Raw genomic sequence first — 10,952 nt, forward strand, 5'->3', positions numbered from 1 at the left:
GTCACTCTCCAATGCCGTTGCGGCGCAACGGCAGCAGCGACCCCGCCAGCACCAGCCAGCACAGCGCCAGCACCCTGGCAACCGGCAGGATCACGCCCAGGTCCGGCCAGACCAACACCGCCGTCGCCGCTTCGGCAAGGGCGGCGATTCCCAGGCCGGCCCAGGCCACCGGGCTCGGCAGCAAACCGCGGCTCAGGGCGGGACCCGCGATCCCGGCGACCAGCAGGCCCAGGGCCACGATGTGCCCCGGGCCACCGACCAGAAACACCAACAGGTACAGCGCGCGGACCAACGCCGCGTCCGCGGCGACTTCGGGCAGCGACAGCGGCCAGGCCAGCAAGCCGCACAGCCCCAGCGCGCCGGCGGCCACGACGCCTCCCGTGAACGCGATCGACGCTCCCGGCCCGGCAGCGCCGAGCCGGCGCAGCCGGACGTTGACCGTCGCCGCGTAGAGCGCCAACGGGACCGACGACGCAAACGTCGCCACGGCGATGACGCGCACGGCGACCGGCTCCGCACGGACGTAAGCCGCCACCGCGGCCGCCGGGCCGTACGGCAACGGCATCACACCGCCCAGGGCGACCCCGACCGCGATCCCACCGAAGAGCACCGCGACACACAGCACGGACAGCAGCAGCAACCAGGGGCCACCGCGGTGAGGCGCAGTGTCGTCCATGGCGTGAACGCTATGCCCGCGCCGGCTAGGCCAGCCGGGTGACCTCCACGACGACGTCGAGGTCGGTCGCACCCTCACCGGAGTAAATGCCTTTCAGGGGCGGGACGTCGGTGTAGTCGCGGCCGGCGCCCACGCCGACGTATTGCTCGGAGATCTCGGTTCCGTTGGTGGGGTCGTAACTCCACCAGGCGCCCGTCCACGCCTGAATCCACGCGTGGCTGCGCCCGTCCACGGTGTCCCCGACGACGGCGTCGCGTTTGGGATGCAGGTATCCCGACACGTAGTACGCGGGAATCCCCATGGCCCGCAACAACATCAGCGACAAGTGTACGAAGTCCTGGCAGACGCCCCTGCCCGCGTTCAACGCGTCCAGCCCCGACGAGTGCACGCTGGTGGTTCCCGGGAGATAGTCCAGCTCGCCGCGCACCCAGTCGCTGGCGGCGGCGACTGCCTCGGCGGGCTGGTGCGACTTGGCGATCTTCCTGGCCACGGACGCAACCTTCTTGCTCGCCGGGGTGTGCCCGGTGGGGCGAAGCAGTTCGTCGAACCGGTCGATCACCGCCTCGGACTTGAGGTCATCCCAGCCGACGTCGGTCACCGGCGGTTCCGGCTGCTCGGTTTCGACCACCGACGACGACGTCACCGTGAGGTCGGTGTGCGGCGCGTGCAGATCGAATGCCGTTACGGCGGTGCCCCAATAGTCGATGTAGCGATAGGACCGGGTCGCGGGGATCGTCTCGACGCGATTGAGGATGACGTTTTGCCTGGTGTTCGACCGCGGGGTCAACCGCGCTTCGTTGTAGGACGCGGTCACCGCCGACTGGTAGGCATACCCGGTGGTGTGCACCACCCGCAGCCGCCACATCAGCCGTCCCCTTTCCTGCTGACCAGCCGGCCGCGATCCCCGGCATCCGACCACGCCACCCACGGCGTGACGTGAAAGTACTGCACCGACAACGCTTCTCCGACATCGTGGCAGGTTCGCTGCAGGCCCGCCAGGCGCGTCTCCAGGGACTCCAGCAGTACACCGGGTTGCACGAATTCGAGTTCACTTCGGGCCTGCCCGAGCAGCCGCTGCGCCTCCCCGGTGGCCCCGATCCGGCTTTGTCGAGAGTGCAGCAGTTCGTCGAGGTTGTGTTCGGCGAGCCGCAGCGAATAGAACACCGAACGCGGGAACAACCGGTCCAGCAGCATGAATTCGACCACCCGCCCGGCGTCCAGCACGCCGCGGTAGGTGCGCAGGTAGGTGTCATGGGCGCCCGCCGAACGCAACAGCGTCACCCACGCCGGGGATGAAGCGCTGTCCCCCACCCGTGAAAGCAACAGCCGCACCGTCATGTCCACCCGCTCGATCGCGCGGCCCAGCACCATGAAGCGGTACCCGTCGTCGCGCGACAGCGTCGAGTCGGCCAGGCCAGCGAACATCGCCGCCCGGCCCTCGATGTAGGACAGGAATTCATGGGGCCCAAGGCGTTTGGCGGCACGCTCGCGTTCGGGCAGGGCATGGTAGGTGGTGTTGAGGCACTCCCAGATCTCGCTGGACGTCACCTCCCGCGCCGACTTGGCGTTCTCGCGCGCCGCCGTGATGGCGTCGACGATCGAACTACCGCCCGAAGCGTTGGTGCTGAAGGCCACCAGGTCGGTCAGCGACCAGACGTCTAGGTCGTGGTGCGGGGGGTCGATGCCGAGCACCCGCAGCAGCAGCCGGGACGCCTGGTCCGGGTCGACGCTGGACTCCTCGAGCAGTTGATGCAGCACCACGTCGAGGATGCGGGCGGTGTCGTCGGCCCGTTCGACATAGCGACCGATCCAGAACAGTGCCTCCGCGTTACGGGCCAGCATCAGCGCTTCGCCCGCCGCTCTTGCTGCTGAAGCTGCTGTTCCTGGGGCGATTCCGTGGGTTGCGTCTGGGTCTGCGCGAAACGCTGCGCGCCATCCAGCACCGGGTCGGACATCGACTCCGGCAGCGAGCGCACGACTTCCGCCGCGCCGAGCTCATGGTCACCGCCCGAGGTCCGCGACGCCAGCACCCAGGTGTCCTTCGACCCGCCGCCCTGGCTCGAGTTCACCACCCGCGAGCCCTCGACCAGGGCCACCCGGGTCAGCCCGCCGGGCAACACCCAGACGTCGTTGCCGTCGTTGACCGCGAACGGCCGCAGGTCGACATACCGGGGCGCCAGTGTGTTCCCGATCTGCGTCGGCACGGTCGACAGTTCCATCATCGGCTGGGCGATCCAGCTGCGCGGGTCGTCGCGAACCTTCTTGGCGACGGTGGCCAACTCCTTCTCGGAGGCTTCCGGCCCGAACACGATGCCGTAACCCCCGGACCCCTCGACCGGCTTGAGGACCAATTCGTCGATCCGGTCCAGCACCTCTTCGCGTTCGTCGTCGAGCCAGCACCGGTACGTCTCGACGTTGGCCAGCAGCGGCTTCTCCCCCAGGTAGTACTCGATCATCGTCGGCACATAGGTGTAAACGAGCTTGTCGTCGCCCACACCGTTGCCGATGGCGCTGGAGACGACGACGTTGCCGGCACGGGCCGCGTTGACCAGGCCGGCCACCCCGAGGACCGAGTCGGCGCGGAACTGGAGCGGGTCCAAGAAGGCGTCGTCGATGCGCCGGTAGATGACGTCGACCTGCACCTCCCCGTCCGTGGTGCGCATGTAGACCTGGTTGTCGCGGCAGAACAGGTCGCGACCCTCGACCAGCTCGACCCCCATCTGACGGGCCAGCAGCGAGTGCTCGAAGTAGGCCGAGTTGTACACCCCGGGAGTGAGCACCACCACGGTCGGGTCGGCCTCGTTGGTGGCCGCGGAATTGCGCAAGGCGCGCAGCAGGTGCGACGCGTAGTCGTCGACCGCACGCACCCGGTGGGTGGCGAACAGATTCGGGAAAACCCGCGCCATGGTCCGCCGGTTCTCCATGACATACGACACCCCGGAGGGCGAGCGCAGGTTGTCCTCGAGGACCCGGAAGTTGCCCTTCTCGTCGCGGATCAGGTCGATGCCCGCCACGTGGATGCGGACGCCGTTGGGCGGGACGATGCCCACCGCCTCGCGGTGGAAATGCTCGCAGGAAGTGATCAGGCGGCGCGGGATGATGTCGTCGTTCAGGATCTCCTGATCGCCGTAGATGTCGTCGAGATACATCTCGAGTGCCTTGACGCGCTGGATGATGCCGCGCTCCAACCGGCTCCACTCGGCGGCCGAGATGACCCGCGGAACCAGGTCGAGCGGAAAAGGCCGCTCCTGACCTGACAGCGAGAACGTGATGCCCTGGTCGATGAACGCCCGGCCCAGCGCTTCGGCGCGGGCCTTCAGGTCCGAGGCGTCCGACGGCGCGAGCTCGGCGTAGATGCCCTTATACGGGCCGCGAACGGTGCCGTGGGCATCGAACATCTCGTCAAATGCCATCGAATAGACGTCTGAGGACGTGTTGTAGCCGCCGAAAATGCGCTCGGCACGCGCGGCGCGTAACCCCCGCCCGGTTTCCTCGAGCTGGCTCGGAAGACTCACTTTTCAGATGCTGCCTCAAATTGGCGTTATGGCAGGCCACGGGTTCCCGTTTTGGGAGAAAACGTAACCGACTGATAACCTGGGCAGTCGCTGTGGTGATATCCGGCGCCCCCAACAAACGTCGAAGCGGAGAAGGATCTAAAGCGTGGCCAACATCAAGTCGCAGCAGAAGCGCAATCGCACCAACGAGCGCGCTCGACTGCGCAACAAGTCCGTGAAGTCTTCGCTTCGCACCGCGGTCCGCGCGTTCCGTGAGGCCGCCCACGCCGGCGACAAGGAGAAGGCCTCGGAGTTGCTGGCCGCGACCACCCGCAAGCTGGACAAAGCGGCCAGCAAGGGCGTGATCCACAAGAATCAGGCGGCCAACAAGAAGTCCGCCCTGGCGCGCGCTCTCAACAAGATCTGACCCGCCCGCTCATCGGTTCCGGTTCGCGGCCAGCTCGGCCACCTTCCTGACCGCCGATTCCAGCGCATAGTCGGCGTCCGCCACGGCTCCTTTGACATTGGCGTTGAGTGCCGCCACCACCTTCATCGCGGCCGCGACACTGTCGCGCGACCAATACCGCGCCTGCTTCTGGGCCTTCTGCACCCGCCACGGCGGCATTCCCAGCTGCGACGCCAGCCGGTAGGGATCGCCTGACAACGGCCCGACCCGACCGATCGTGTGGATCGCTTCGGCCAGCGCGTCGGCCAGCACCACCAGCGGCTCCCCGCGCATCATCGCCCACCGCAGCGCTTCGGCCGCTCCCGCGACGTCGCCGGCCACCGCCTTGTCCGCGATGTCGAACCCCTTCACCTCGGCTTTGCCGCTGTGATAGCGGCGGACCGCGGCGGCATTCACGACCCCGCCCGTGTCGGCAACCAGCTGCGAACAGGCGGCCGCCAGCTCCCGCACGTCGGAGCCGACCGCGTCCAGCATGGCGGTCACGGTCTCCTCGTCGACCTTGACGCGCAGCGCACGAAACTCCTTGCGGACGAAGTCGATTCGTTCGCTGGCCTTGGTGATCCGCGCGCACGGATGCACGACGGCGCCCAGTGACTGCAACTCGGTGGCCAGCGCCTTGGCCCGCCCGCCGCCCGAATGCACGACCACCAGCATCGTGCCCAGCGGGACGTCGGCCGCGGCCGAGGCGATCACCGCGGCCGCCTCCTTGCCCGCTTCGCCTGCGGACTCCAGCACGACGATGCGCTCGTCACCGAACAGTGACGGACTCAGCAGCTCGGCCAGCTCGTAGGTACTGACGTCACCTGCCCGCATTCGGCTGACCGGAACGTCGTCGATCCCGGTCCGCTGGCGCGCCGCCCGCAATACGTCGGCCACCGCCCGCTCGACCAGCAGCTCCTCGTCTCCCAGGACCAGGTGTAACGGCGAAACCTCTGTCACCCCACGATGGTGTCACGAGGGACCGACTACGCCGCCCCGGGATCCACCACCTTCGACAGCCACCAAGCCAGCGCGCAGAGGGCAGCCGTCAACCCGCCCAGGCCGAGCGCGGCGCCAAACCAGCGCCGGCCGCGCAGCCTCGTGACCGCCACGACGATCAGCGCGGTCACCCCGGCGACCAGCACCACTCCCGGCACCCCGGTCGGAACGGGCAGCGTCGCACCGGGCGCGCCCGCCGACCATTGCGCCACCCGCACCACCCACCACAGTTCGGGGCCGGTGAAACGGACCAACACGTGTGCGCCGGGCGGCCACACCACGCTCAGCACCGCCGCCGCGCTGCCGAGCACGGTGATCGGCGCGATGACCGGCGCCGCCGCGAGGTTGGCGCCCACTGCCACCAGGCTGACCCGCCCGGAGATGCCCGCCACCAGCGGAGCGGTCACGACATGTGCGGCCGCGGCGATCGCCAGGGCGTCGGCCAGCGGCTTGGGGCAGCCTCTTTCCGCCAGGCGCCGCGACCAGGACGGCGCGATCAACACCAACGCCGCCGTCGCGATCGCCGACAGCGCGAAGCCCACGTCGACGGCCAGCTGCGGGGCCAGCGCCAGCAAGACCAGCACCGCGGCGCAGAGCGCCGGGATGGCTTGCCGCCGCCGCGAGGAAAGCAACCCCGCCAGCCCGATGGCGCCCATCACGGCCGCCCGCAACACGCTCGCCGTCGGTTCCACGACGATGACGAACGCGACCAGCGTCACGGCGGCGAGGACGACGGCCGCCCGTGGACCGATCAGGCGCGCCGAGAACAGCACGGCCGCACACACGATGGTCACGTTGGCGCCCGACACCGCCATCAGGTGCGTCATCCCTGCCGCGCGAAAGTCCCGGTCGGTCTCGGCGGGAACCGCCGAGGTGTCGCCCAGCACCAGGGCAGGCAGCATCGCCGCCTGGTCGCCGGGCAGCGCGCCGCGAACCGCCGCGACGAATCGGCCCCGCACCGTGTGCGCCGCCCGGTGCACGGCGCCGGCGGTGCCCAGGGTCGGGCGGCCCGACGCGTTGAGCACAGCGACGGTGAGGTCGCGGCGGGTCGGGCGGCTGATCCTCGCGGTGAACCGCATTGGTCGGCCCACCATCAGCCCGTCGGCTTCCGGTTCGAAATCCGATGCGCGCGCGAAGACGACCACGCGCCCCGAGATCTGCGCGTCGGGCAGGCGCTGCAGCTTGGCGCGAAACATGAGCCGGCCGCGACCCAACGACACCGGGCTCTCCGTGGGAGTGACTGTCACCGGGACGGCCGTCCCGAACGCCGCCGTGATCGGGTGGCGATCGACAGCTTCGGCGCGCAGCGCGACCGCAAACCCGAAGCCCGCGCCGGTGACGCCGACCGCGACCAGGCCGGCGCTGACGGCCCGGTGCCTCCCGGATTCGCCCCGCCGGCGCGCCGCGCGCCACACCAGGGCGCCGGCGGCGGCAACCAATAACAGACAGACCCCCGCGATCGCCCGGCCGATCGGCCACCAGATCCCGGCGGCGGTCACCGCCCAGCAGGTGAGCGCGGCCGGCACCAGGCGCGCGTCAACGCGTGCCACGCCCGATTCGGCGTGACCGCATTCCCGCACCGGTGTTCAGACACGGACCAGGGCGCGCAACTTCTCCAGCCGCGCGGGCCCGATGCCGTCGACGTCGGCGAGCTGGTCGACGCTGGTGAATTTGCCGTTGGCCTGCCGCCAGGCCACGATCGCGGCGGCTGTGACCGGCCCGACGCCGGGCAGGGCGTCCAAGTCCTCCACGGTCGCGCTGTTGAGGTCGAGCACTTCACCCGCCTTCGGCTTCCCCGGCCCCGCTCCGGTCCGCGGTGGCGGTGGCTTGGACGTCGATGTGGAACCGGAGGCGACCGAGCTTCCCAACGCCGCCGGCCGCCCGGGGACGGGCGGAAGGCCGACGACGATCTGCTCGCCGTCGCCGAGCGGACGCGCCATGTTCAGCCCGACGGTGTCCGCCCCGTTCACCGCCCCGCCCGCGGCCTGCAGCGCGTCGGCGACCCGCGCCCCAGGCGCCAGGGTGACCAGTCCCGGGCTGTGCACCAGGCCCACCACGCTCACCACCACTGGCCGGTCGGGGCCGGCGCCGGGGGCCGCCGACGACTTGTGGCCCGCCGTCGACGCCTTCTCGACCGGCGGCAGTTTGGCCGACATCACCGGCGCCGGCCGGTCGCGCAGCAGCGTGAACACCGTGACCAGAACGGCCAGCGCGGCCACGATCGCCAACCCGATGGCACCCGCACGCCCCGGGTCGGCGCGCAGCCTGGCCACCCAGCCCCGATCCGCGGACACATCCGGCAGCCACCGCGGCAGCAGCGAATTCTGGTCCTCGTCCACCGCCTGATCGGGCGACGTCGACGCGGCGCCGTCGGGCTCGGCGTCCGGTTGGGCACCGAGTCGCCGCTGCAGACGCTCGGCGGGAAGTTCTGTTCGCATGCGCCGACCGTAGGTGCGCCGACCGCCAGATCGGCCCCCACCCGGCGACGCCGCGACCCCGGCTGTGGATTAAACCGAGGCTGTGCACAACCGCTGTACGGGATGGGTCAAGATGGACCGGAGAACGCATCGCCAGGACCGGGCATCCATCCGACGCTGGTAACCATGTTCAGCCCCAGACGACAGGAGGTCGCCGTGCAACTGGCGCTCACACCGGAGGAAGCCGCGTTCCGCGACGAGCTCCGCACCATCTACACCACCAAGATTCCCGAAGAGCTGCGCGAGCGGGTGCGCCGGGGCGCGGCGGAGGTGAAGCACGACGACATCGTCACCAGCCACAAGATCCTGCACGAGCACGGTTTGGCGGTACCGAACTGGCCGGTCGAATGGGGCGGCAAGGACTGGACGGCCACCCAGCACCAGATCTGGGCCGACGAGATGCAGCTGGCGTGCGTCCCGGAGCCGCTGAACTTCAACACCAAGATGGTGGGCCCGGTGATCGCCGAATTCGGTTCGGAGGAGGTCAAACAACGCTTCCTGCCGCCGACGGCCAGCCTCGACATCTGGTGGTGTCAGGGATTCTCCGAGCCCGAGGCCGGTTCGGATCTGGCGTCGTTGCGCACCACCGCGGTGCGGGACGGCGACAGCTACGTCGTCAACGGGCAGAAGACCTGGACCACGCTCGGCCAGTACGCGGACTGGATCTTCTGCCTGGTGCGCACCGACCCGCAGGCGCCCAAGCGGCAGGCGGGCATCTCGTTTCTGCTGTTCGACATGAAGACCCCCGGCATCACGCTGCGGCCCATCAAGACGATCGACGGCGGTCACGAGGTCAACGAGATCTTTTTCGAAGACGTCCGGGTACCCGCCAACCAGCTTGTGGGAGAAGAGAATAAGGGCTGGACATACGCCAAGTTCCTGTTGGGCAACGAACGCACCGGCATCGCCGGTGTCGGCCGGACCAAGGTGCGCCTCGCCGAGGTGAAGAAACACGCGGCGGCCACCGGGGTGCTGCAGGATCCCCTGTTCGCGGCGCGCCTGGCCGAGGCCGAAAACGAATTGCTGGCATTGGAACTCACGCAGTCGCGGGTGGTCACGGACTCCGCGAACGGCCAGCCCAATCCGGCTTCGTCGGTGCTCAAATTGCGCGGCAGCCAATTGCAGCAGATCGCCACCGAGCTGCTGGTCGAGGTGGCCGGGCCCGATGCCCTGCCGGCCGACGGCGAAGGCATCGCGTCTCCGGACTGGGCGCAACACAGTGCGCCGCACTACCTCAATTACCGCAAGACGTCGATCTACGGCGGCAGCAACGAGGTGCAGCGCAACATCATCGCGTCCACCATTCTGGGATTGTGAGGCAGCCATGGACTTTCAGTTGACCGACGAGCAGACCCTGCTGCGCGACACGACCCGCGACCTGCTCTCACGCAGCTACGACCCGGAAAGCCGCAACAAGGTGATCGGCTCCGATCTGGGCTGGAGCCGCGAAGTATGGAGTCAGCTCGCCGACACCGGGATCCTCGGCCTCGGGTTCGACCCCGAGGAGGCGGGCCAGATCGAGATCATGGTCGTGCTCGTCGAGGCGGGGCGCCGGCTGGCTCCCGAACCGATCCTGCACGCCGCGCTGGCACCGGGTGCGCTGATCGCCGAGTTGGGCACCGACGCCCAGAAGGAAGGGCTGGACGACGTCGCGGCCGGCCAACGCTTGCTGGCCTTCGCCCACCTGGAACCCGGACATCGCAACCCGACCGCGGACGTGGGCACCAAGGCTGTGCGGCAAGGAGATTCGTGGACATTGAGCGGGCGCAAGAACCCGGTGCTCGCCGGTGACTGCGCCGACGCCCTGGTGGTCAGCGCCGCCTTGCCGGACGGCGGCACCGGCCTGTTTCTGGCCGACGCGAGCGCGGTCACGCGTCACCCGTACCGGACCTTCGACGGACAACGCGGCGCGCAGGTCGATTTCGAGGCCACACCGGCGGAACCCTTGGGCGAAGCGGCGGACGCGTCGCAGGCTATCCGCAACGCGGTGATCCGCATCCAGGCTGGGCTGTGCGCCGAAGCGGTCGGGGCGATGGAGGAGGCGCTGCGGCTGACCACCGATTACCTCAAGAGCCGCAAGCAGTTCGGCGTCACGCTCAACAAATTCCAGGCGCTCACGCAGCGCGCGGCCGACATGTACGTGTCGCTGGAACTGGCGCGCAGCATGGGACTGTACGCGTCGATGTCGATCGCTGACGGCAATTTCGACCCGGTGATCGCCTCGCGGGCCAAGCTGCAGATCGGCCGCTCGGGCCGGCACATCGCGCAGGAGGCGATCCAGCTGCACGGCGGAATCGGTGTGACCGCGGAATATCCGGTCGCCCACTACGCGGCCCGGCTCACCGCGATCGAAAACACGCTGGGCACCTCCGGCGAGCACCTGCACAACCTGATCGACCACATCGGCGACTACGACCTGGCCCGTCTCTAGCGCATGACAGAGCTCTCCGGCAAAGCCGTCGAGTTCCTGTCAGCCGGCACCCGCACCGGGATGCTCGGTTATGTCGCCGGCGACGGCCGACCCCTGGTCGCGCCGGTGTGGTTCGTGGTCGACGGGGACCAGCTGGCGTTCAACACCGGCCGCGAGACGTCGAAAGGCCGTGCCCTGCACCGCGATCCGCGTGTGGTGATCTGCGTCGACGATCCCCACCCGCCGTATTCGTTCGTTCAGGTCCAGGGCGTCGCCACGGTGAGTGAGGACCCGGCCGACGTGCTCGACGTCGCCACCCGAACCGGCGCCCGGTACATGGGCGCCGACCGCGCCGAGGAGTTCGGCCGCCGCAACTCCGCGCCCGGCGAGCTTGTGGTGCGGGTGCGCCCGACCAAGGTCATCGCCGGTTTCGATATCAGCGACTGACGCC

The 10,952-nt window shown here is 69.3% G+C and carries 11 protein-coding genes; 4 read left to right on the plus strand and 7 right to left on the minus strand.

Features of this window, described 5'->3' with window-relative positions:
- Position 1 precedes the first annotated feature (1 nt).
- Genes A5773_RS21075 through A5773_RS21090 form a run of 4 tightly spaced genes read right to left on the minus strand, consistent with a single transcriptional unit; the run spans position 2 to position 4,191 of the window.
- Complete coding sequence (locus A5773_RS21075) at positions 2-676, minus strand: hypothetical protein (protein ID WP_066952801.1); 675 nt, start codon at positions 674-676, stop codon at positions 2-4.
- A 25-nt stretch (positions 677-701) separates the two neighbouring features.
- Positions 702-1,541: a transglutaminase family protein gene (locus tag A5773_RS21080; protein WP_067792388.1), complete on the minus strand. Its 840-nt coding sequence runs from the start codon at positions 1,539-1,541 to the stop codon at positions 702-704.
- Positions 1,541-2,518, minus strand: a complete 978-nt coding sequence (locus A5773_RS21085; protein WP_066952797.1) for an alpha-E domain-containing protein — start codon at positions 2,516-2,518, stop codon at positions 1,541-1,543. Before A5773_RS21085 ends, A5773_RS21080 begins: the two co-directional genes overlap by 1 nt.
- Positions 2,518-4,191, minus strand: a complete 1,674-nt coding sequence (locus A5773_RS21090) for a circularly permuted type 2 ATP-grasp protein (RefSeq protein ID WP_066952795.1) — start codon at positions 4,189-4,191, stop codon at positions 2,518-2,520. The genes A5773_RS21085 and A5773_RS21090 overlap by 1 nt, the downstream gene beginning before the upstream one ends.
- Before the next feature lie 145 nt (positions 4,192-4,336).
- Here A5773_RS21090 and rpsT point away from each other — a divergent pair, with 145 nt between their 5' ends.
- Positions 4,337-4,597 (plus strand): 30S ribosomal protein S20, encoded by a 261-nt coding sequence (rpsT, locus tag A5773_RS21095; RefSeq protein ID WP_066952793.1) that lies wholly within the window; start codon positions 4,337-4,339, stop codon positions 4,595-4,597.
- A gap of 9 nt (positions 4,598-4,606) precedes the next feature.
- On the opposite strand, the gene holA is transcribed toward rpsT, so the two are convergent.
- The 3 genes from holA to A5773_RS21110 are packed head-to-tail and all read right to left on the minus strand — an operon-like array spanning position 4,607 to position 8,052.
- Complete coding sequence (holA, locus tag A5773_RS21100) at positions 4,607-5,575, minus strand: DNA polymerase III subunit delta (RefSeq protein WP_067261623.1); 969 nt, start codon at positions 5,573-5,575, stop codon at positions 4,607-4,609.
- Between the two features lie 26 nt (positions 5,576-5,601).
- Positions 5,602-7,164 carry a ComEC/Rec2 family competence protein gene (locus A5773_RS21105; RefSeq protein ID WP_067792440.1) on the minus strand — a complete coding sequence of 521 codons (1,563 nt, stop codon included), beginning with the start codon at positions 7,162-7,164 and terminating at the stop codon, positions 5,602-5,604.
- A gap of 36 nt (positions 7,165-7,200) precedes the next feature.
- Entirely contained in the window at positions 7,201-8,052 is an 852-nt protein-coding gene (locus A5773_RS21110; protein ID WP_067792391.1) for a ComEA family DNA-binding protein, read from the minus strand.
- Positions 8,053-8,247: 195 nt separating this feature from the next.
- On the opposite strand from A5773_RS21110, the gene A5773_RS21115 reads away from it, so the two are divergent.
- From A5773_RS21115 to A5773_RS21125, 3 genes are read left to right on the plus strand one after another with little or no spacing between them, the layout of a single operon-like run.
- Positions 8,248-9,408, plus strand: a complete 1,161-nt coding sequence (locus tag A5773_RS21115) for an acyl-CoA dehydrogenase family protein (protein ID WP_066952881.1) — start codon at positions 8,248-8,250, stop codon at positions 9,406-9,408.
- 7 nt (positions 9,409-9,415) lie between these two features.
- Positions 9,416-10,522 carry an acyl-CoA dehydrogenase family protein gene (locus tag A5773_RS21120; RefSeq protein ID WP_067792397.1) on the plus strand — a complete coding sequence of 369 codons (1,107 nt, stop codon included), beginning with the start codon at positions 9,416-9,418 and terminating at the stop codon, positions 10,520-10,522.
- A gap of 3 nt (positions 10,523-10,525) precedes the next feature.
- The gene (locus A5773_RS21125; RefSeq protein ID WP_067792399.1) at positions 10,526-10,948 is read left to right on the plus strand and encodes a PPOX class F420-dependent oxidoreductase; all 423 of its coding nucleotides are present in this window, start codon (positions 10,526-10,528) and stop codon (positions 10,946-10,948) included.
- Positions 10,949-10,952: the final 4 nt, after the last annotated feature.

It is taken from the genome of Mycobacterium sp. 852014-52450_SCH5900713 (genome assembly GCF_001667075.1).
Classification (GTDB): domain Bacteria; phylum Actinomycetota; class Actinomycetes; order Mycobacteriales; family Mycobacteriaceae; genus Mycobacterium.

Excerpts from the sequence above, each read along its gene's own strand:
- A5773_RS21075 (WP_066952801.1), bottom strand. The coding sequence starts at position 676 with ATGGACGACACTGCGCCTCACCGCGGTGGCCCCTGGTTGCTGCTGCTG.
- A5773_RS21080 (WP_067792388.1), bottom strand. The coding sequence starts at position 1,541 with ATGTGGCGGCTGCGGGTGGTGCACACCACCGGGTATGCCTACCAGTCG.
- A5773_RS21085 (WP_066952797.1), bottom strand. The coding sequence starts at position 2,518 with ATGCTGGCCCGTAACGCGGAGGCACTGTTCTGGATCGGTCGCTATGTC.
- A5773_RS21110 (WP_067792391.1), bottom strand. The coding sequence starts at position 8,052 with ATGCGAACAGAACTTCCCGCCGAGCGTCTGCAGCGGCGACTCGGTGCC.
- A5773_RS21120 (WP_067792397.1), top strand. The coding sequence starts at position 9,416 with ATGGACTTTCAGTTGACCGACGAGCAGACCCTGCTGCGCGACACGACC.
- A5773_RS21125 (WP_067792399.1), top strand. The coding sequence starts at position 10,526 with ATGACAGAGCTCTCCGGCAAAGCCGTCGAGTTCCTGTCAGCCGGCACC.